18 protein-coding genes and 3 pseudogenes are annotated in these 22,641 nt (G+C 33.0%); 20 read left to right on the forward strand and 1 reads right to left on the reverse strand.

Features of this window, described 5'->3' with window-relative positions; genetic code table 11:
• Nucleotides 1–52 precede the first annotated feature (52 nt).
• From mubD to ftsX, 13 genes and pseudogenes are all read left to right on the forward strand, one after another.
• Complete coding sequence (mubD, locus tag FNL60_RS04180; RefSeq protein ID WP_080063574.1) at nt 53–4,420, forward strand: mutanobactin A non-ribosomal peptide synthetase MubD; 4,368 nt, start codon at nt 53–55, stop codon at nt 4,418–4,420.
• A 27-nt stretch (nt 4,421–4,447) separates the two neighbouring features.
• Nucleotides 4,448–5,665 carry a mutanobactin A system MFS transporter MubZ gene (mubZ, locus tag FNL60_RS04185; protein WP_002267533.1) on the forward strand — a complete coding sequence of 406 codons (1,218 nt, stop codon included), beginning with the start codon at nt 4,448–4,450 and terminating at the stop codon, nt 5,663–5,665.
• Nucleotides 5,666–5,693: 28 nt separating this feature from the next.
• Nucleotides 5,694–6,443 carry a mutanobactin A biosynthesis alpha/beta hydrolase MubM gene (gene mubM / locus FNL60_RS04190; RefSeq protein ID WP_002267534.1) on the forward strand — a complete coding sequence of 250 codons (750 nt, stop codon included), beginning with the start codon at nt 5,694–5,696 and terminating at the stop codon, nt 6,441–6,443.
• Nucleotides 6,444–6,471: 28 nt separating this feature from the next.
• On the forward strand, nt 6,472–7,410 hold the full coding sequence (gene mubI / locus FNL60_RS04195; protein ID WP_002267535.1) for a mutanobactin A biosynthesis transacylase MubI: 939 nt from the start codon (nt 6,472–6,474) through the stop codon (nt 7,408–7,410).
• A 12-nt stretch (nt 7,411–7,422) separates the two neighbouring features.
• Nucleotides 7,423–8,406 carry a mutanobactin A biosynthesis reductase MubJ gene (mubJ, locus tag FNL60_RS04200; protein ID WP_002267536.1) on the forward strand — a complete coding sequence of 328 codons (984 nt, stop codon included), beginning with the start codon at nt 7,423–7,425 and terminating at the stop codon, nt 8,404–8,406.
• Between the two features lie 27 nt (nt 8,407–8,433).
• A complete protein-coding gene (mubP, locus tag FNL60_RS04205) occupies nt 8,434–9,126 on the forward strand; it encodes a mutanobactin A biosynthesis phosphopantetheinyl transferase MubP (protein ID WP_002267537.1) in 693 nt (230 codons plus the stop codon).
• A gap of 235 nt (nt 9,127–9,361) precedes the next feature.
• Nucleotides 9,362–9,652 (forward strand): annotated as a pseudogene (locus FNL60_RS04210) (IS982 family transposase); the annotation flags it as partial.
• A 121-nt stretch (nt 9,653–9,773) separates the two neighbouring features.
• A pseudogene (locus tag FNL60_RS10555) lies at nt 9,774–10,985 on the forward strand (ISL3 family transposase).
• A gap of 33 nt (nt 10,986–11,018) precedes the next feature.
• Nucleotides 11,019–11,601 (forward strand): annotated as a pseudogene (locus FNL60_RS04220) (IS982 family transposase); the annotation flags it as partial.
• A 659-nt stretch (nt 11,602–12,260) separates the two neighbouring features.
• Nucleotides 12,261–13,385: a tRNA epoxyqueuosine(34) reductase QueG gene (gene queG, locus FNL60_RS04225; RefSeq protein WP_002287738.1), complete on the forward strand. Its 1,125-nt coding sequence runs from the start codon at nt 12,261–12,263 to the stop codon at nt 13,383–13,385.
• Nucleotides 13,386–13,434: 49 nt separating this feature from the next.
• Nucleotides 13,435–14,530 (forward strand): peptide chain release factor 2 gene (gene prfB / locus FNL60_RS04230; RefSeq protein ID WP_100243468.1). Its coding sequence is split into 2 segments (ribosomal slippage): nt 13,435–13,506 and nt 13,508–14,530, totalling 1,095 coding nucleotides; the frame shifts between segments, so codons are not numbered across the junction.
• 21 nt (nt 14,531–14,551) lie between these two features.
• Nucleotides 14,552–15,244, forward strand: a complete 693-nt coding sequence (gene ftsE, locus FNL60_RS04235) for a cell division ATP-binding protein FtsE (RefSeq protein ID WP_002265091.1) — start codon at nt 14,552–14,554, stop codon at nt 15,242–15,244.
• Nucleotides 15,237–16,172 (forward strand): permease-like cell division protein FtsX, encoded by a 936-nt coding sequence (gene ftsX / locus FNL60_RS04240; protein ID WP_002263538.1) that lies wholly within the window; start codon nt 15,237–15,239, stop codon nt 16,170–16,172. Before ftsE ends, ftsX begins: the two co-directional genes overlap by 8 nt.
• 122 nt (nt 16,173–16,294) lie before the next feature.
• On the opposite strand, the gene FNL60_RS04245 is transcribed toward ftsX, so the two are convergent.
• Nucleotides 16,295–16,933 (reverse strand): MBL fold metallo-hydrolase, encoded by a 639-nt coding sequence (locus tag FNL60_RS04245; protein WP_002268401.1) that lies wholly within the window; start codon nt 16,931–16,933, stop codon nt 16,295–16,297.
• Between the two features lie 124 nt (nt 16,934–17,057).
• Between FNL60_RS04245 and FNL60_RS04250 the strand changes: the two genes are divergently transcribed.
• The 7 genes from FNL60_RS04250 (at nt 17,058) to FNL60_RS04285 (ending at nt 22,520) form a co-directional block, all read left to right on the forward strand.
• Nucleotides 17,058–17,822, forward strand: coding sequence for a (S)-acetoin forming diacetyl reductase (locus FNL60_RS04250; protein ID WP_002263540.1), 765 nt, complete (start codon nt 17,058–17,060; stop codon nt 17,820–17,822).
• A gap of 143 nt (nt 17,823–17,965) precedes the next feature.
• Complete coding sequence (locus FNL60_RS04255) at nt 17,966–19,144, forward strand: ATP-grasp domain-containing protein (RefSeq protein WP_002263541.1); 1,179 nt, start codon at nt 17,966–17,968, stop codon at nt 19,142–19,144.
• Between the two features lie 141 nt (nt 19,145–19,285).
• Complete coding sequence (locus FNL60_RS04260; RefSeq protein WP_002268402.1) at nt 19,286–20,038, forward strand: esterase family protein; 753 nt, start codon at nt 19,286–19,288, stop codon at nt 20,036–20,038.
• A 564-nt stretch (nt 20,039–20,602) separates the two neighbouring features.
• Nucleotides 20,603–20,788, forward strand: coding sequence for a hypothetical protein (locus FNL60_RS04270; protein WP_002263710.1), 186 nt, complete (start codon nt 20,603–20,605; stop codon nt 20,786–20,788).
• 5 nt (nt 20,789–20,793) lie between these two features.
• Nucleotides 20,794–21,096, forward strand: coding sequence for a hypothetical protein (locus FNL60_RS04275; RefSeq protein ID WP_002263711.1), 303 nt, complete (start codon nt 20,794–20,796; stop codon nt 21,094–21,096).
• A 37-nt stretch (nt 21,097–21,133) separates the two neighbouring features.
• Nucleotides 21,134–21,865, forward strand: coding sequence for a hypothetical protein (locus FNL60_RS04280; RefSeq protein WP_002279999.1), 732 nt, complete (start codon nt 21,134–21,136; stop codon nt 21,863–21,865).
• Nucleotide 21,866: 1 nt separating this feature from the next.
• Complete coding sequence (locus FNL60_RS04285; protein ID WP_002263713.1) at nt 21,867–22,520, forward strand: ATP-binding cassette domain-containing protein; 654 nt, start codon at nt 21,867–21,869, stop codon at nt 22,518–22,520.
• Nucleotides 22,521–22,641: the final 121 nt, after the last annotated feature.

Raw genomic sequence — 22,641 nt, forward strand, 5'->3', positions numbered from 1 at the left:
ATACGATATGACTACAAGTAAACCTCAAAATAAAATCGAAGAAACGCTTTTGATGATTTGGGATAAAGTGTTAGATCACAAAATTGATTCTACACAGACAAACTTCTTTTCAGAAGGAGGCAATTCATTAATAGCAACTTTAGTTATTAGTGAAATAAAAAATACTTATCATGTTGATGTATCTTTTGAAGATCTTTTAAAAAATGACTCAATAGAAAAACTTGCGAATTTTATTGTTAACCAATTATGGTTATCGAAACAAGTAATTAACAATAAAACTTTAGAAAAAGAAAGTAAATCTATAGATACTTTAGAAGAAGAAAGTGGGCCTGTGGATTCATTGAAAGCTTCTCCTCAACAAAGTAGAATGGTATTAAATCAGCTATTTAATCCTTCTTCCACAGCTTTTAATATTCCAGTTATTTTCCAATTAACTGATCAATTTGATAAAAATGAATTTGAAGATTGCTTAAAAGAAATAATAAAGAAACATCAAACTTTAAATATCAATTTTAGTATTAATGAAGACGGCATATTTCAAAAAGTGCAAAATCAAATTATTGATGTTAGAGAGATAAAAATAGCAGCATTTGATGAGACTCTTAGTAGTATTATAAGTCCTTTTGAAATTGGTAAGGATTCCTTAATCAGATTAATCTATGCCGATGCCCCTTCAGAAAAATACTTGATTCTTGATTTTCATCACAGTATTATAGATGGTTATTCAATTGTTTTGTTACACAATGAACTTTTTAAAAAACTTTCTGATGAAAAGATCTATTTTGAAAATGTGGACTATTTTGATTATTGTATTTGGATGGAAAAATATATTCACTCACCGAGCTATAAAAAACAAGAAAAATTTTGGTTGAAAATTTTTGAGAATTATCAATTAATTCAACATTTAAAGCAAAAATCAAATTCTACTTTTGAGGGAGATTCCATTGAATTCTCGTTCTCAAAGGATTTAAATAAAAAGATTCGTGAAACAACTAAAGAATGGGGGATAAGTATATATTCATTTTTGTTATCTATGTACGCTCAACTTATACATAAAGAACATAATTTATACGATTTTATCATTGGAACTCCAGTTTCTGGTAGAACAAACCCGAGGTTTATAAAAACTATTGGGATGTTTATAAATACTTTACCAATTAGAGTAAAGATTAATGATTCAGAAAATTACGAGCAATATAGCCAACGAATGAATTCTAATATAAGAAAAATGTTAGAAAATCAAGACTATCAATTTGATCATTTGGTAGAGCAATTAAAAAAAATCAATCCTCAACTACCTCGTTTGGAATTTGAAACAATGTTCAATTATCAAAATTATAGTCGTAATTGGAAATCTCTAGAGAAATTTGGCTTAAATCATATTACAGTCCGACAAAATTCAGAAAAATTCAATTTTTCAATGACACTTGAAGAACGGGAAGACGAGATATTAGGATGCTTTAGTTTTAATGTTGAAGTTTTAACAAGGAATGAAGCAAAATGGTATGTTGAGCAGTTTATAAATATTTGTGAAGAGGCTGTAGTTCAGAAAGATATTAATACTGTCACAACATTACAAAATATTGAAGATACTAATATTTATTATAAAATAATGGAAAACCTTAGTGACTTTAATGGAAAAACTGCTTTAGTCTCTTATAAAAGTAAGGTAGAGTATGCAGAACTAGATCAATTTGTGGATAATTATGTTCAAAGATTCAAACAAGAAGGAATAAGAAAATCTGATAGAATTGCTATTATGATGGATCGTTCCATTGAAAATGTTTTAGTTATATTAGCGATATTAAAAATTGGTGCGTGTTATATACCTATAGATTCAAAATTCCCTGAGTCAAGGAAAAAATTTATACTGAAGGATGCTAACTGTAAATATATTGTTAACAATAAACAGGTGATTAAAAATGTTGAGTATGAAGCAAAAGAATTAGATAGTTCTGAGTTAAATTTAGCTTATATTATTTATACTTCTGGTTCTACAGGACAACCTAAGGGAGTAAAGATAACGCAAAGTAATCTTTATAGCTTTTTAAAAGCTATTTCTAACAGATTCAGTCAGTATAATTATTCTTCTATTTTGTGTGTGACATCAATTTCCTTTGATATATTTATTCTTGAAACCCTTTTCCCAATATTTATGGGGAAAACATGTGTTTTTGCAAGCGATGAAGAAATTGAAGATATATCAAAGTTGACTCAGTTAATAAGAATATACCAAGTTGATACAATTCAAAGTACACCATCCAGATGGGGAATTTTTACAGAAGATGAGCAGCTTATGACACTTTTGAAAGAGCGACTAAAACTTGTTTTAGTTGGGGGTGAAAAGCTGACAAAAAATATTGCTGAGAAATTACTTTCGATTGGTGGAAAGCTTATTAATTTATATGGACCAACGGAAGCAACGGTTTGGGCCTTTGCTAGTGAGGTAACGGATCCTAATCAAATTTATCTAGGTGAGCCTTTAAATAATACAACAGCTTATATTTTAGACGAGAATGGAAAAGAAAGTCCAAAAGGTGAGTTGTGTTTACAAGGTTCAGGAGTTTCACCTGGCTACCAAAATAGACCAGAACTGACAGAAAAAAGTTTTGTAAAATCTTTAAAACATGGCAACAATATCTTATATCATACGGGAGATATTGTAGAATATACTAATGATCAAGATTATCTGTTTATTGGAAGAAAAGATGATCAAGTTAAGGTAAATGGATATAGGGTTGAACTAGGGGAAATAGATTCAATAATATCAAAAATGTCAAAAATAAAAAGAGCAAAAACTATTTATCAGGAAGAAACAGGGAATCTAATAGCTTTTTGTGAGTCAAAAGAGCATTGTAGTGATATTGAAACTAGAAAAGAATTATCTAAAATTTTGCCCAAATATATGCTTCCTAATTCCATTATCTTTCTTTCTGAAATGCCGTTGATGATCAATGGAAAAATAGATACTTCCAAATTAAAAAATAAATATCTTCAAATCGCTAAAAAATCACTTGTTCTGTCTGAAAATGTCGAAGAATTATCGGCGACACAACAGCACTTAATTAAAATATTTAAATCAGTTACTGGCTATGCTTTGGATCGTGACGAAAATTTTTTTGAAGTCGGAATATCTTCATTGAATATTTTAAGAGTGATTCAGCATTTGAAAAAGACTTATTCTGTTGATTATTCTAATCTTGTAGATTATCCTACTATCAGTAGCTTGTCTTCCTATTTAGATAATTTGAGTGAAAAAAAATTGGTTCGAAAAGTTAATTCGGATAAAGATAGAACGCAAATTTCGAAAATAAATGAGCGAGAGGTATTAAATGTTGGAAGAAAAGGCATACTGCTAACAGGTTCGACAGGATTTTTAGGTTGTCATCTTTTGAAGGAACTTCTCAAACAGAAAAGACCGATTCATTTATTGATTAGAGGAAAAAATGTAGAAGATATTTATAAAAGATTAGCAGAGAAATTCTATTATTACTTCTCAGAGGATTTAGCAATTTATAGTTCTCAACTCCATTTTTACTGTGGGGATTTGGAAAAAGTTTACTGTGGACTTGAAGAATCTGAGTTTAAAAAGCTATGTACCCAAGTTAGTGATGTTATCAATAGTGCAGCAAGTGTTAAACACTTTGGGAAATATGAAGATTTTTATAAAAGTAATGTCATTTCTGTTAAAAATCTCATTACATTTTGTAAAGAATCACAATCAGCTCTATTTCATATATCAACTATATCTTTAGCAAATATCTGTGATTTAAAGGCAAATCAAAGTTTTTCTGAAGAAATTATTTTGACTAATGCTTCAACATCAAATGTTTATTTGCAAACAAAATATGAAGCAGAAAAAACCATTTTTGAAGCAATTTCAGAAGGGTTAAAAGCTAACATATTAAGAGTTGGTAATATTGTTGGAAGCAGTAAAACTGGAATTTTTCAAATGAATATAGAAGAGAATGCCTTTTATCAGATTTTAAGATCATTTTTTAAATTAAAAATGATACCTGATAGTAATGAAAAATCACTTGAATTCACTTTCGTAGACGAATGTGCTTTAGCAATAAGTGAAATAATTAATAATAAACATTTAACAGGTGTTTATCATATATTTAATCAGAATAAAATTTCATTTAATGAATTGTTTGATTTTATAAAAACTCAATATCCATATTTAAAAAAGATGACTTTTTCAAAAATTGAAGAGACACAAGGACTAAAGGGGACAGATGCTGAAGAGTATTTTGATATTATAAAAATTCATTCAAGTACTGCTAATAAAAATGTCGCAAAGATTGATAATATTTTTACAAATCAGTTGCTTGATAAATACAATTTTTGTTGGAGCTGTGTTGATAAAAAGACCATATTGCTATTACTAGAATATTGTAAGGAAATTAATTTTATTTAAATGTTTTAAAAAAGAAAAGGTGATATCGTGAAAAAAAATAATTATTATAAACTAGTTTCAGCAAAATTTTTATCTATTATTGGAACCTATATGCAAAGCACAGCTTTTTCACTTTATATTATTGATACGCTCCATGATAGCCTCATTTTTGCTACTATATTAATGAGTGCCTTACTTCCCAAAATAATTCTTGGTCCACTTGGTGGCGTTTTTGTTGATTGGTTTGATAGAAAAAAATTTCTAGTTGTCATTGATCTTATAAGTGGTGTTCTTCTACTTATATCAGCATTGGTATATGGAAATAATTTATCTTTACCAATAATTTATTTTATTTGTATTAGTTTGGGAATAATGAATTCCGTTGATGAGCCTTTGGTAGTTGCTTTAATACCATCATTGGTAGAAAAGGAAAAACTTGTTACTGCTAATTCTATTAATATGTTTAGTACAGCGCTGGGTAACATTATTGGTCCAATTTTAGGAGCAGTAGTGTACTCAAGTTTTGGAATTGATACAATTTTATATATTAATGCTTCTAGTTTTATTATTGGGGCTATCCTGGAATTTATGATTAATATAGAAAATAAAAAGAAGATTAGTCAATCTAAAACCATCTTTAATTTTCTTGAAGACTTTAAAGCAGGATTGATATATATTGTACGGAATAGAATTATTTTAGTCATTGTTGTATCTATATTTTTTCAAAATTTCTTTTTTAACGGTGCAACAACTGTAGGAGTCCCGTTTTTGGCAAAACAGATATTGAAAGTAAGTAATGCTGAGTTTGCTATTTTAGAAACTACATTGATTGTAGGTTCTATATTTGGTCTTCTGGTAGCATCAAATCTTATTAAAGATAAGCCTCTGGCTAGCCTCTTCCCCAAATTACTTTTTGTAATTTCAGTTTGCTTTTTGATGATAGGTTTAATTTGTATTTTCCTTTTAAAAAAGCAACTAATGGCTTATGTGTTCATTGCTATTATTTATATTTGTTTAGGTATGTTGTCAATGAACGTTAATGTTTTGTTTCAAACAGAAATGCAAAAAATTGTTGATGAGTCAATGTTTGGTCGAGTATCGTCATTAATATTATCTCTTATTATGTCTTCTATTCCTCTTGGACAACTGGTATATGGTTACTTATTTAAGGTTGTTAGTCCAAGTATTCCATTTTTAGTAACATTTATAGCAATTTGTTGTGTTTCAACATTATTTAGTTTATCTTTAAGAAATTCAGAATTATAATTATTAAAGAAAAAGAAAGAGGTATAAAATGATTACTAGTAAAGATAACTTAACTTTAATTTTTGTGCATGCTTGTGGAGTTGGAAACTGGATGTGGTATAAACAAAAGGATTATTTTTCAAATTTTTCTTGTATGTTTATAGAACTTCCAGAACATGGAGATAATTATAATATTCAACCATTTAGTGTTAAAAGTGCTATTAAAATGATTGATAAAACTGTCAGAAGTGCTTCTGGAGAAGTTGTTTTAATCGGTCATGAAATGGGAGCAAGACTTATTTTAAACTATTTAGCAGAATATACAAATGATAAAGTTAAAAAAATTGTTTTGTCTAGTACTATGATAAAAACTGTTAAAGAAGGCTTATTTCATAAAATTTTACCTGCTAAAATAATTGAAAAAGAATTCGAAAAAAAGAATAAAAATTTGCAAAATATAGACTTTATAAAAAAAACTCTTGATTATTATGGAGTTGAAGAAGAATATAAAGATTATTATTTAAATGATATGAAAAGATATAAACCTAGGCAACTGATAAAAATTATTCAAGAAGGCTTGCTAAAAAAACTTCCTTTAAATTTATTTATTGACAATGATATCCCAGCTTTAATTTTAGTTGGTGAGAAGGAGACAAATGCTAACAGATTGTCCGCAAAGTTATTAAGTGAGTATTTTTCAAATAGTGAGTTAATTATAGTTGATAATTCGACAGATAATCATATTAGAACGAATTCTATGGTATTTAATGATAGAGTTAAAAATTTTATTTTAACCTGAAATATAAAATGTAAAATGAGGAGTTGAAATGAAGACAGTTTATTTGCTAAATGGACAAGGATCTCAATATTATCATATGGGACAATCTTTTTATAAAAAAAACCTTTTCTTTCGAAATACATTGAATAATTTAAATAACAAAGTCAAGAAATTGTTTAATATCTCTGTTTTAGAAAATATTATGGATGATTCAAAAAAAATAAATACTCCTTTTGAGGATTTAACTTTATCAAACTTAGGTATCTTTTTTATTCAATATGGACTTTTTAAAGTTTTGGAAAAAGAAGACATTTTACCAGATATTTTAGTAGGAGTTAGCTTCGGAGAATGCTCTTGTGCAATCATTTCTAAAAAAATTTCACTTGAAGATGGTTTAAAAACCATTGTGACTCAATCAGAATTTCTTAAAAATGCAACAAATAGTGGTTATTTAATAAATATTAATAAGGATCCTAAACAAAGTATTTTGAAAATTAGTAATTCAGAATTTGCGGGAAAGTTTTCGCTAGGGAATTATCTAGTATCTATTGAGAAGTTTGAAAAAGCTCAAAAAATAGTGGATTATGCTTCGTTTGTGAATAAGACAGCGATAATTTTACCAGTCAAAATTCCATTTCATTCAAGGTTGATAGATGATCTAAATGAGGAGTATCTAAAAATAGTTAAACAAAACTGTATTCAGTATTCAAGTTCTGAATATGAAATTTATTCGTCAGGGAGATTGAAAACTGATAGTAATTTTTCTGATCAATCGTTTTGGGATATGATTCGAGATCCAATAAATTTTGAAGAAGTTATTAGTATTTTAGAGAGAAACAGTTGTCGGTATATTGAGTTAGGTGCTACAAATACACTTGCAAATTCAGTTAGGAACATAATTTCAGATGTTTCGACTTCGGAAGTTTATGAACTGATGGGGGCATTTATTAATACTCAAAGAGTAATCAAAAATTTATCAAAAGAATAGGATATGGAGACAATGAAAAATAAACAAACTTTGGAAAGTATTTTAAGGATAAATTATCCAATTTTACAAGGAGCAATGGCTAATATTTCAGATTCTTCATTAGTTTCAGCTGTTAGTGAAGCTGGAGGGTTGGGAATTCTTGCCTCCGGTAATATGGAACCTGAGGAAGTTAGAGAAGAAATTCGTAAAACAAAATCAAAGACTAGTTATCCATTTGGAGTTAACATTATTATTTCTAGTAAATTTTGTGATCAGATCATTGATGTTCTTCATGAAGAGAAGGTTGATATTGTTATTACAGGAAATGGGGATCCGGGTAAGTTTTTTCCAAAATTCAATGCATGGAATATGAAAGTTATTCCTGTAGTTTCTTCATATATGATGGCAAAACGTATGGAAAAGTTAGGAGCAATAGCCGTTATTGCTGAGGGAATGGAAGCGGGTGGACATATTGGTTCTATCACAACAATGTGTTTATTACCTAACATCACTAAAGATATTTCTATACCTGTAATAGCAGCAGGTGGAATTGCTAGTGGATATAGTATGATGGCTGCTTTTAACCTAGGTGCACAGGGAGTACAAATAGGAACACGTTTTTTATTAGCAAAAGAATGTAACATCCATACTAATTATAAAAAAAGAGTGATTGATTCTAATGACTTTGATTCTGTTGTTATAAAAAATATGATAAATAAACCTATTCGAAGTCTTCGAAACAAATTAACTAATTTAATTGGAAGGTTGGAATTAGAATATTTAAAAAATAGAAGTACATCTATTGAAGACATTGATTTAAAAACTATAAATGCGCTTTCAAATGCCGTTAAAAATGGAGATGTTCAAAATGGTTTAGTTATGGCAGGTCAGATATCAGCAGTGTTAACTAAAGAGGAGACTTGCAAAGAAATCATGTGCTCTATACTAAATGAATGGAATAGCTGTACAGAAAAGACCTACAGTAAATATGATTTACCACAGGTTAGCAATACTTAAAAATAAACTGGTAATAGGTAAAATAAAATGAATATTTTAATGATTAATAGTAAAAGGTTGATGAAATATGATCTGTTTTCGAGATTATTAACTTTAATTGAGGAAAGATATCAAAAAAAAATTTTACGCTATCATTTTTGGGAAGATAGGCAACGTTCTCTTTTAGGGCACCTTTTATCACGATATGCAATTATGCAACAATTTCATTTAAATAATGATAAGATTAAACTTGTCGAAAATCCTTATGGAAAACCTCATATAAAAGGATATAGGGCAATTCATTATAATATTTCTCACTCAGGTGATTGGGTTGTATGTGCCATTAGCCAATCAGTTATTGGAATAGATATTCAAAAATTTGAAGGTATGAAATTTGGAATTGTTGAACATTGTTTTTCAAAGGATGAGAGGAAGTATTTATTTTCTTTAGGAAAAGCACAACAATTAATATCTTTTTATGATATGTGGACTTTAAAAGAAGCTTATATCAAAGCTATAGGTAAGGGATTATTTCAGCAATTAAGTGAATTTTCTGTTCTTAAAGATGGAAAGGATTTTAGATTATTTACAAAAGAACCTTTGAATAAAAAATTCTTTTTCAAAAAGTATAGTATAGAGAAAGGATACAGCCTTTCTGTTTGTTCACAAGAAAATAATTTTTGTGCTAAATTAGAAGAATTATTTATTGATGATTTAATAAAAAGATTCAATTTATACTGATAGATAATTTTCATAGTTATTTGTTAAAAGTGATATAATAAGAATTATCCGTATCAAATATTTATGCAATACAGAACGCAATCATCCTCATAGAAATCTTGTCTAATTTTGGAGGTTAGTGCAATGCTGTTTCTTTTTTGTATATCTAACCCGTGGTGCTAGTTAATATCAAAATACAATAAAAAGCCCAAATAGACTATACTGTAAGTGTCTGAACAGACAGGAGGTAGTCTAAATGAGCCACTTACAGTATACTGCTAAATCTCATCATTTACAATGGAATATGAAGCAATTATCAAAAATTTGTCATCAACTTTATCGTGATGACTGCCCTGACTCACTGACACATCGTCATCATGTCAGCCTATCCAAAGTTTCGGACGAATTTCTGTTAGTTTTATTGTTATTGCAAGCTGAACTAGGAATCAAATCACAACGACACTTTTATAGAATCTGCCAACTGTTTCCTTGTGGCCGAATCCTTGAAAGAAGTCGCTTTAATCGTCGGTCAAGACAATTAATTTGGACTCTATAATATCTGTAGTGGGTAAATCCCTTTCGGATATTATAGGGCTTTTTTAGTGTATGAAAAAAGTCCCATATGATTTATAATGAAAAGCGACCAAACTTACATTAGAAAGACTCATGTGGAACATCTTAAGAATACCACAGATTTAATCGGATTGAAAGACAAAAATATCAAAATCCTGTTTGTCTGACAACTTCAAACCCACATCGAAATAAAAGCTAAGCTGGACTATCAAGCTCCTGCCTGCCCACATTGTCAGGCAAATATGATTTTCAGAAAGCTTCATCCATTCCTATCCTTGACAGTCAAAGAATGCCTACTGTCCTTAAGCTCAAGAAACGACGTTTTCAGTGCAAGGCTTGTCGTAGAGTCTCTGTGTCCGAGACACCTCTCGTTCAGAAAAATTGTCAGATTTCCAAGGCTATCTGGGCTAAAATCACGCAATTACACACCGAAAAGTTGACCAACTCGGCTATCGCTAAAAGATTGCACATTTCTGTTTCTGTCGTTCAATGACAATTAGAACAATTCACCTTTGATGAATTCTCACGAAATAAGGTCAAATTGGCCTTCATTGCACAAGATTTTGAGACGAGAAAGATTGTCACTGTCCTTGAGAACAACAAGCAATCAACCATTAAAAACTACTTCTACAACTACCCTAGAATGGTTCGAGAACGGGTTAAAGTCGTGACTGTGGACATGTCTGCTAGCTACATTCCCATCATCAAACAATTGTTTCCAAATGCTCAGATTGTTTTGGACCGGTTTCACATTATCCAACATCTGAGTCGCGCTATGATGAGTACTCGGGTAGCCATCATGAAGAGTTTGTTTTGGCATCAAGTCTCTACCCTATCGAGCTATGAAAAATCATTGGCGTATTCTCCACAAGGATAGTCGGAAACTTTCTGATAAAGCCTTCTATTCACGAACTTTCAGGCAAACCTTAACACCCCGTGAGATTGTCGACAAGACGCTGGCTTTCTCTGATGAACTTCGCTATTATGACAATCTTTATCAGCTCCTGCTTTTCCATTTTCAAGAAAAGCGAGCAACTCAATTTTTTGAACTGATTGAAGACCATTTGAACCTAGTCAATCATCGCTTTTTAACAGTCTTCAAAACCTTTCTGAAATACAAAGCTTACATCATCAATGCCCTTGAATGTCCTTATTCCAATGCCAAGTTGGAAGCTACCAACAAGCTCATCAAAGATATCAAGCGCCAAGCTTTTGGCTTTCGAAACTTCAAAAACTTTAAAACTAAAATTCTCATCGCTTTGAACATCACAAAAGAGAGAACCAATCTGATTCTCTCTCGTGCTTAGTTATAAGTCACCCACTACAGTTGACAATGAGCCTTAATTTGGCTGGTGCAACTGATTCGCCAAGCTATGAACAAGCAACTATTACCTGATACTATCGTCATCATGGACAGTTTTCCTTTAGTTCTTTGTTAGTCTGTTCGCAACTATAGAGCAAGAATTTTTGAAGGGTTAGCAGACATTGGTTACAATGCGACTAAGCACTTATGGTTCTACAGTTTCAAAGTTCACATGCTCGTTACCTTATCTGGCTCCATTCTGAACGATGTTGTTACGTCAGCATCTGTTCCTGATATCAAAGTGGTAGATGACTTATTGGAAGGTTGCCAGCAATCTGTGATTTTAGCAGACTTAGGCTATCTCAGTCAGGAGCTCAAAGATAGCTTGGAACGAAGAGGGTATCACTTATGGACACCACTGCGTCAGAACATGGAGGGGACTAGCCAGTATAACAATTGGAGATTGCTAGCTATGAGACGAACTGTTGAAACACGTTTTTCTGAATTATGTACTTCTGTTTGATATGGAACAAACCTTCGCCAGAAGCCTAACGGGACTGCAAGTTAGGATTGAACAAATCCTATTGACTTATAATCTGGGCTATTTTGAGTTTAACTAGCACCACGGGTATATCTAATTAATAAAGATGCTTAAAACACTTAATTTATAACCTTTTTAACAGTTTCCTTAGGTGGCAGGGGTAACGAATAGCTGTTGATTGAGTTTTGTACTGACCTAGTATGAGGTATATTATTGATTTCTCATACTAAGTGTCGTAGCAAATATCTTAGTTTCTTTTTAAGCTTCAAACTGAAGGTCTTAAATATTGTGCCTCTGAGACCTAATATTTTGTAGCAGAACCTGTTTTTTTAATTAAGGCTGGAACAAAAGTGCCCCAGCCTTTTTATTGTACAGGGATTTTAATTTAACACAGTGGTTGATTGGAATTTTTGCATCTTGGCTTTTAAACTCAAACTTTTAACAGACCACTGAACTATTAAAGTATCCTTTGCACTGCAAGTGACAGCTCCAATTGTTTGGGAAACAGTTGGAGCTTATCTAAGTTCATGAAGGTTAGTTTCTGTCAATACCTAATTAACTTTGCGGAAGGTGAACTGACAAAATCGAAATCGTCATTTCATTACAATTACCTAACTAAAAAGTTTTTTTGTAGATACAGATTTTAACAATAACAAATCAGTGTATTTAAGCTGTTGGAAAAGTTTGAGAGAATAACTGACTCTTGCAGTCTTTGCTGTTTTTCTTTAAAATAAAATTATGATGATTAAGGAAGCAATCAAACAATTAGCTCAAGATATTGGGATTTCAAAAATAGGATTTACAACAGCTGATGATTTTGATTATTTAGAAAAATCATTACGTGCTTCTGTTGAAGAAGGGCGTTCTTCAGGTTTTGAACATAAAAATATTGAAGAGCGTATCAAGCCCAGACTTTCTTTAGCTAGTGCTAAAACCATTATTTCAATAGCAATTGCTTATCCCCATAAATTGCCTGTTAAACCACCTAAAACTCAGTATAAACGCGGCAAAATTACGCCAAATTCTTGGGGCTTGGACTATCATTATGTTTTGGAGGAAAAATTACAGCGTTTGGCGCAGGGTATTGAAAGTTTATGTCAAGATTTTCCTTTAGAGCATAAAATTATGGTAGATACGGGTGCTTTGGTTGATACAGCCGTTGCCCAGCGCTCTGGAATAGGTTTTATTGGCAAGAATGGCTTAGTCATCTCAAAAGAGTTTGGCTCTTACATGTATTTAGGTGAACTTATTACGAATTTAGAAATTGAGCCTGACAGTCCTGTTGATTATGATTGCGGTGATTGTCACAGATGCTTAGATGCTTGTCCGACTTCCTGTCTTCTTGGTGACGGCAGTATGAATGCTAAGCGCTGTCTTTCCTTTCAAACGCAGGATAAGGGAATGATGGACTTAGAATTTCGTAAAAAAATCAAAACTGTTATTTATGGCTGCGATATTTGCCAAATTTGCTGTCCTTACAATAAAGGAATTCATAATCCTTTGGCCAGTGAAATCGATCCTGAACTTGCAGAACCGGAACTGCTGCCGTTTTTAGAACTGTCTAATAGTCAATTTAAGAAAAAATTTGGTATGATTGCTGGTTCTTGGCGGGGAAAAAATATTTTACAGCGCAATGCCATTATTGCCCTAGCTAATGGTCATGATAAAAGTGCTCTTGTAAAACTTATGGAAATCATTGACAAGAATAACAATCCCATTCATACTGCAACAGCTATCTGGGCTTTGGGTGAAATTGTTAAAAAGCCAACTCAAGAATTGTATGATTTCATTTTAAGCATTCATTCAGATAATGACGCTATTATAAAAGAGCGAACTGCTCTGCTTAATAGATGGCAATTTTAAAAGAACTATGATAGAATAAAAAAGATGCTGGAAATGAGGTATGTATAATATGGATATGGCAGAAATTCGCCAAAATATAGTAGAAAATAAAGAGAAGTTGACTAGCTTTCGGAGGTCTCTTTGACTTAGATCGCTTAGAAGAAGAGATCGCTCTTTTAGAAAATCAAATGACAGAACCAGACTTCTGGGATGACAATATTGCTGCCCAAAAGACATCACAAGAGTTAAACGAACTTAAGCTCAAATATGAAACCTTCAACAGCATGCAGGAACTGTCGGATGAGACAGAATTGTTGCAAGAAATGTTAGAAGAAGATGATAGTTTGCAAGGCGAACTTGAAGAAGACCTTGTCAAGCTTGATAAGATTATGACCAGTTATGAGATGACGCTTCTTTTATCAGAACCCTATGATGCTAACAATGCTATTTTGGAGATCCATCCGGGTTCTGGCGGTACAGAAGCCCAAGACTGGGGTGATATGCTGCTGAGAATGTATACCCGCTTTGGGAATGCCAAGGGTTTCAAAGTAGACGTTTTGGATTATCAAGCTGGTGATGAGGCTGGTATTAAATCAGTCGCTTTATCTTTTGAAGGTCCAAATGCTTATGGTCTTTTAAAATCAGAAATGGGTGTTCACCGTTTGGTCAGAATCTCACCATTTGATTCAGCCAAACGTCGCCACACTTCCTTTGCCTCTGTTGAGGTCATGCCAGAGCTTGATGATACCATAGAAGTAGATATTAGAGATGAAGATATCAAGATGGATACTTTCCGTTCTGGTGGTGCTGGCGGACAAAATGTGAATAAAGTGTCAACTGGAGTTCGCTTAACCCATATTCCTAGCGGCATTGTTGTTGCTTCGACGGTAGATCGTACCCAATATGGAAATCGCGATCGAGCCATGAAAATGCTTCAGGCTAAACTTTATCAAATGGAGCAGGAAAAAAAGGCTCAAGAAGTGGATGCTCTCAAAGGTGACAAAAAGGAAATCACTTGGGGCAGTCAAATTCGTTCTTATGTTTTCACACCTTATACTATGGTGAAAGATCATCGGACAAACTATGAAGTTTCTCAGGTAGATAGGGTCATGGATGGTGAACTGGATGGTTTTATTGACGCCTTTCTCAAATGGCGTATGGAATAAAAACGAGAGGAAATAAAAATTATGGCATTAATTCAGATGAAGGGTGTTACGAAAAAGTATAACCGCGGTGCAACTGCTCTGCGAAATATAACAATTTCAGTTAATCAAGGTGAATTTGTTTATTTAGTTGGTCCATCAGGTGCTGGAAAGTCAACCTTTATTAGATTGCTTTATCGTGAAGAAAGAACGACTAAAGGGGCTCTTAAAGTTGGGAAATTTAATTTAGCTAAGATGAAGAAAAGAGAAATTCCCATCCTGCGTCGTAGTATTGGGGTTGTCTTCCAAGATTATAAACTCTTGCCTAACAAAACGGTCTTTGAAAATATTGCTTTTGCCATGGAAGTTATCGGTGAAAAACCGCGTGTTATTAAAAAGCGTGTAACAGAAGTTCTTGATTTAGTCGGGCTGAAACACAAAATGCGCTCTTTTCCAGATCAATTATCAGGTGGTGAACAGCAACGGGTGGCAATCGCACGTGCCATTGTCAATAATCCGCAGGTTTTGATTGCCGATGAACCTACAGGTAACTTGGATCCTGAAATTTCATGGGAAATTATGCAGTTGCTTGAACGTATTAATCTTCAAGGGACGACTGTTTTGATGGCAACTCATAATCGCCAAATTGTAGATACACTTCGTCATCGTGTTGTTGCCATTGAAGATGGTCGTATTGTTCGTGATGAAGAGGAAGGAGAGTATGGATATAATGATTAGAAGATTTTTCCGTCATTTATGGCAATCCATTAAAAATTTAAAACGTAATGGCTGGATGACTGTTGCAGCGGTTAGCTCTGTAACCATTACCTTGATCTTGGTCGGTATCTTTGCAGCCTTTCTCTTAAATACTGAAAAGTTAGCATCTGGTATTGAAAAAAATGTTCAGATTAATACTTATTTGCAAGTTGATTCTAAGGATAATGTTAAATCTTATGTAGATTCAAATGATGCCAATAAAACAGTTAACAATCCTGATTATCATAAGGTATATGATCAAATTAAAAAAATTGAACACGTTAAATCAATTACCTTTTCAAGTAAGGATGAACAATTAGAGAAACTTAAGAAAACCATGGGAGACGATTGGAACTTGTTTGATGGGGATTCCAATCCTTTATATGATGTATACATTGTGCAGACAACTTCACCTAGTGAAGTCAAAACAGTAGCTAAAGCTATTGGGAAAATTTCTGGTGTTGATTCAGTTGCTTATGGCGGCACAGATACTGATCGTATTTTTGGTTTGGCTAACTTTGTTCGGACATGGGGACTTGCAGGAACTGGCCTCCTAGTTTTGGTTGCTATCTTTTTGATTTCCAATACGATTCGTATAACTATTTTGTCACGTCGTAATGAAATTCAAATCATGCGTTTAGTTGGTGCCAAAAATGGCTATATCAGAACGCCATTCTTCTTTGAAGGAGCTTGGGTTGGTCTTATTGGAGCGATTATTCCAGCGGTTGTTGTAGGTTACTTATATATCTTTGCATTTGAGCAATTCAATCCAAATCTTGCTGCTCAAAATCTCTCTCTTTATGAACCAAGTCCTTTCATCTTTTACCTTATTGGTGCCATGTTTATCGTTGGTATTTTGATTGGGGCTTTAGGCTCAATTTTATCAATGAGACGATTCTTGAAGATATAAAAAAAGCCCTTGATTGGGCTTTTTTGCTTATCGGGATGATAGAATGGATTCTAAATCATCCGTTTTTTGATATTTACTAAATAAAGCAAATCAAGTAGCTTGATTGAAGATTTCTCATTTATTTACTGGTTAAAGAAAGGGTTGAAGTTCTTTTCATGCCCAATTGTTGTATCAAAGCCATGCCCTGGGAAAACTTTAAAATGATTTGGCAGGCTAAAAAGGTTTTCTTTGATACTGTTAATGAGCTCATCAAAATTTCCAGTAGGCAAATCAGTACGCCCAATACTTTCTTTAAAGAGAGCATCTCCCGAAAAAACTATTTCTTCATCTATAAAAATAAAGGAAACACTTCCCCAAGAATGTCCGGGTGTTGGAACAACTTTGAAATGAAAGCCAGCTATATGGTAATCCATATTATCATTAAAGAAAAAGTCAGCAGGAGCAGCAACCACATCTTCCATATCACTGTGACGACTCAATCCTGATAAATTGTCAATAGGGCTGCCCAGCCAAGAAGCCTCTTTTTCAGAAACATAGACTGGCGGATAATTAAAATGCTGCCGTACCAAATCAAGACTCATAATGTGGTCGTAATGGGTATGGGTCAGTAAAATAGCAGCAATAGGTTTATTGATTTCCTTTAATTGAGCAAGGATATCATCACCATTGCTTCCAGGGTCTATCAAGAGGACTGCCTCTTCATTAACAAGGTAATAGGTGCTTTCACGAGCAGCATCGTTTAAAGTTCTTAAGATTTTCATATCTTTAGTTTAACAAAAATGCTTTCTTTTTGAAATCAAAAAGAAAGGAAAGCCGTCATTTTTTAATTGACCTTATTTTTTTTCGAGTTTATACTATTATTATTCGAGAATGGAGGTTTTTAATATGACAAAAGTTGCAATTGTTACTGGTGCAGGTCAGGGAATTGGCCTTGCTATTGCTAAACGTCTTCATGCCGATGGTTTTAAAATTGGCATGCTTGATTACAATACTCAAGCAGTTCAAGAAGCTGCTGCTAGTATTTCCAAGGAAGATGCCCTAGCAGTAACAGTAGATGTTTCAAAACGTGAGGCTGTTTTTGATGCTTTTGATCAAATTGTTAAAAAATTTGGAGATTTGTCAGTTGTGGTCAACAATGCAGGCCTTGGACCAACGACTCCAGTTGAAACAATTACTGAAGAACAATTTAAACAGGTCTACGGTGTTAATGTCGGAGGTGTCATTTGGGGAACGCAAGCTGCTTATAAGCATTTTAAAGCTTTGGGACATGGCGGAAAGATTATCAATGCCAGTTCACAAGCTGGGGTTGTCGGAAATCCAGAGTTGACACTCTATTCAGGAACTAAATTTGCTGTACGCGGAATCACTCAGGTAACAGCGCGTGACTTAGCTAAAGATGGCATTACAGTTAATGCTTTTGCGCCTGGTATTGTTAAAACACCGATGATGTATGATATTGCTCATAAGGTCGGTCAAAATGCTGGAAAAGATGATGAGTGGGGCATGCAACAATTTGCCAAAGACATCACTTTGCAGCGTTTATCAAAACCAGAAGATGTTGCCAATGTCGTTTCTTTCTTGGCTAGCCCTGATTCAGATTATGTTACTGGTCAAACTATATTGGTTGATGGTGGCATGCAGTTTCATTAAAATAGAGAAAAAGGCCTTAGGGTCTTTTTTTGTTTTAGTAATTTTTAAAAAGAGTAAATAATCAGAAAATTTTGTCATTTCCATAGAATTATCCTAAAAATTGTGCTAGACTAAAGAAGTAGAAACTATAAGAGGATTTATTTATGGATAGAAAAATGAATTTTGTAATGATTTCCCCCCATTTTCCAGCAAATTTTGAGACTTTCGCCCACCGTTTATATGAAAATGGTATCAATACACTAGGGATTGCGGATACCCCTTATGAGCAATTAAGTCAGGGTTTACGTGATCATCTAACGGAGTATTACCGTGTTGATAATATGGAAGATTATGATCAGGTTTACCGTGCTGTTGCTTATTTTGCTCATAAGTATGGCAGAATTGATCGTATTGAATCCCATAATGAATATTGGTTGGAATTAGATGCCCATTTGCGGACGGATTTTAATGTTTTTGGTTATAAAAATGAAGATATGCTTTCTATCAAAACGAAAGCACGTATGAAAGAAATTTTCCGCAAGACAGGAATTAAAGTTGCTCGTGGCCGCGTCTTTACTAGCACTGAAGATGCTCGTGCTTTGACTAAGGAACTCGGTTTTCCGGTTATCATTAAACCCAACTCTGGTGTTGGTGCTTCGGATACATACAAAATCAAGTCAGCTGAAGAATTAGAAGACTTTTTTGGCTATCAAAATCCCACAGTTGACTATATCATGGAAGAATTCATTGATGGTGATATCGTTACTTTCGATGGCTTGACAGATCACGAAGGCAATATTGTCTTTTATTCTAGTTTGGAATATTCTGAAGCGGTTTTGGATACGGTAGAAAAAGATAACGATATGTTCTATTATGTCCCTCGCGACATCTCACCAGAGCTGATTAAACTAGGTGAGCAATGTGTTGAAGCCTTCAATGTTAAAGAACGTTTCTTCCATTTTGAATTCTTCCGTATTAAAAAGACTAAAGATTTAATGGCGCTTGAAGTTAACTGCCGTCCGCCAGGTGGCCTGACCATTGATATGTGGGACTATGCCAATGATTTTGATGTTTTTAATGAGTATGCCCATATTGTTAAAGACAATCGTTTTGAAGCTCATATCACTCGTCCTTATAACGTTGTTTATATAGCTCGTAAGGCTAATAAACATTATGCGCATAGCATAGAGGATATTGAAACTAAATTTGGCCATCATATTATTGAAATTGAGTCTGTTCCGGGTATTTTTGCTAAAATTATGGGAGAAGTTGGTATTTTAGCTCGAACAGAAACCATGAATGAAATGCGTGACATTATCTGTTTTGCTCATGCTAAAATCTAAACTTTGAGAATTAAATAATGATATTGAAAGGATAAATGCGGTCAAGAAGCTTGAAAGGGACTAAATTATTTAACAAATTTTGATTTCTTAAACAGTTTTTTAATTTCAAGTACTTTTTGGTTCGCTCTTGGTATCTTAACTATGCATTTTGAGAGAAGAAGTCACTGGTCTGGTCAATTGGGCCGAGAAATGTATTTTAATGTTTACGGACATGCTGGAAAACCGATTATTGTCTTTCCATCATCGGGCGGCAGTCAGAATGAATATGGTGACTTTGGTATGATTGAAGCCTGCCAAAGTTTTATTGACCGCGGTTTGGTAAAATTTTACACACCTGATTCTTTAGATAGGGAGTCATGGTTAGCTGAGGGAAAATCAGGTCATGATATGGCTCTAGCGCATGAAGCCTATGATCGCTATATCGTTCATGAATTAGTACCACTGATTCGTTACGAATCCAATTGGGATGGGATGATGATGGCGACTGGTTGTTCAATGGGAGCTTTTCATACGGTGAATTTTTCCCTGCGTCATCCAGATTTATTTGATATTTCTGTAGCCCTATCTGGGGTTTATGATGCGCGTTTCTTTACAGGTGAATTTTATGGGGATCCTGCTGTTTACTACAATTCTCCTATTGATTACCTCTGGAATCAAGAAGATTCTTGGTTCTTAGATCGCTATCGCCGCAATCGCTTCATCGTTGCGGTCGGTCAGGGAGCATGGGAAGAGCCGCATATTATTGATACCATTCGCTTGAAAGAAGCTTTTGAAGCCAAATCAATTCCAGCATGGTTTGACTTCTGGGGTTCAGATGTTGCTCATGACTGGGAATGGTGGCGCGTGCAGATGCCTTATTTCTTAGGAAAACTGGAAGAAGAAGGACGAATTTAATAGAAAATAGGTTCATTGTCAACTTTAATGGGTTGACTTCTACTAATATCTGAGAGTGGAACAAAAATCGGTAAATCGTTATGAAATGGCAATTTCGATTTTGTTGTCCCACCTCCGCACAGTTTATTAGGATGTCCGCTATCACTTGCGTAGCAAGGGATAAGGACTTCCAATAAACCACTGCGTCAAACATTTGATGTTGCACAGATTGAAGGAGTTTGAGACTTTTGTCCCAAACTCTTTTTGATATTCCGAGCAATGAAGATTTTGCTAGCCCCATAGTTTCGATGGACATTATAGAATTTTTATTACATTTATTTAACAACAATATGCTACTTTATAATCGTTTTTAAAAAAATAGCTCTTGACTTGTGTTTTAATTCAAATTATAATAAAAAGTATCTTTTTATTCGTTTTAAAACAATTTTTGTTGTTTATTTCCAATTAAGAGCAATATAAATCAATTTGTTTTTTTAAAAAGGAAACTATTATGTTAATGATATTAGTATCGTCCCTAATGTTTCAGTTGTTATTTTTATTTATTGGACGAAGAAGCATTTTTCTATGGGCTTAGGTTGCCATAAAGATCAATATGAAGCATTTTTAAAGGCGTTTAAGGAAGCTTCTGGATTTGGAAACCTTTCTTCCCAAATATTGAAAAAGAAGATGTTCTCTTTACAGAATTTATTTCTAAGCAGGAAGATACTCGTAACATTTATACAGATTATTTTGAAAAACACGTTTCTTTAAAGTTATTGCTGAAAACTTATGACTACTTAAAAACAGCTAAACCTCTTGAAGATTGGGTAGTGAGAGATAAAACTTTTTCAATGGACGATTTCTTGATAGCTTCTAAGCATCTCAATATTCCTATAAGTCTTCAACTATTGGAAACAGCTTCAGTGATGAATTTTTGCAAATTGGTTAGAGTCTATTCTACTGAAGGATTTCCTTCAATTGATAATACAAAGATAGACCCTCGAAATTATAACATTTCTTATTACAAAGATAAAAATCAATCTTTTCCAAATGAGAAAAAATATCTACCCTTTCCTTAATTTAAGTATGAACATCACTTGGAGGTCATCATTAGTCATGTTAAAGAAAATACTGGCACTGTTTAAATTTCAGATAAATATAACTCTGTCCAATAAATTCTTTTTGGTTTATACCCTGCTTTTACCAGCTGTCAATTTGTTTTTAGCTTTAAGCAAAAGAGGAATCGGCTTAGATGCTCAAGAGAAATTTGTCTTTTTGACTCCCTATATTTCTTATATTATTGTTATTGCCATGTTATTTGGCTGGGCAGGAAATATTGTTTCTCTTAGAGAAAATAACTATCTCAAAGTTTTTTCTAGTCTAACGGGTTCAAAATTTTATATTTTTGCTGTTAATTTATTAGTCAATTTTCTTTTAACAAGCGTACAAATTAATATTCTGCTCTTTATTTTTGAATTAATAACTAAAAGTGTTGATTTAGAATTATTTGTGTTTTTTAATATTTTAACCTTTTTAGGAGTAGCAATTTGTTTTTTTGCTTTTGCTATCTTTTTAAAGCTTTCTGTAAATGCAGTAACCTTGCAGGCTATCTTAACATCTTATTTGTTGCTTTCTTTGCTATCATTGGAGTATACGTCTAAAAATATTATTTTAAGTGGCTTGTTTCATTTTATGAATATTTTTTCTTTGATTAATGAAATTAGCTTAACTATAAGTGGTAAGCTTGTGGATGCAGCTCCTTTATACCTGCCAATATTTGCTTGGCTTATTGTGGGCAGTTACTGTCTGAAAGAGTCATCGGTATTTTCCATAAAAGATAGGAATTAAAATGCAGATCAAAGATTTTAATTTAAAAATAAATCAGCAGTTATTATTGGATAATGTCAGTATGTCCTTTGCCAATCAAAAATTAAATCTTATTATCGGTAGAAATGGTGTAGGAAAGACACTGTTATTGGATTTAATTTCTGACTTAGACCATAATAGACCTGAAAATTTTCACGATTTTCCTAAGAATAGTCGAATTATTTATCATAGTCAAGGCTTACCCTTTATTGCAGAGGCCACTGTAAAAGATACAATAACTTTAATTGGAGATTTGTCCGAGGATAGTGCTATCACAATGGAGCACCTTCCTCAAAAAATTAGAAATAATTTGAATAAACCTTTTGGTTCCTTGTCTATGGGAGAGCGCAGGTATTTGACCATCTGGTTATTTTTGCAAATCGAAAGAGACTTATATATTTTCGACGAACCGTTTGCTAATTTGGATCTCAGTGTTATCTCTGATATCTTGAGTCTCTTTTATGATAAACTTGATCAAGGAAAGCAGTTAATCATCACCTCTCATCAATTTGACTTTTTGGTTCCTGAAAAAACACAAATCATTTTTATTGAGGACAAACAAATCAAATTTAATGATAGTCTTACAGCTTTTTTAGCCTATTATCATTCATTTGGTCAAGCTTTTGATATACAATAGCCTTTTAGGTTGATTGGGCGAAATAAAAAATCGGCTAAATATAAGTTTACATTTGAGTATTATCAAAAAATACGGTTAAATGTCGTTTAACCGTATTTTTAATAGGCTTATTCGAAAATCT

This window comes from Streptococcus mutans, from assembly GCF_006739205.1.
GTDB classification, from domain to species: domain Bacteria; phylum Bacillota; class Bacilli; order Lactobacillales; family Streptococcaceae; genus Streptococcus; species Streptococcus mutans.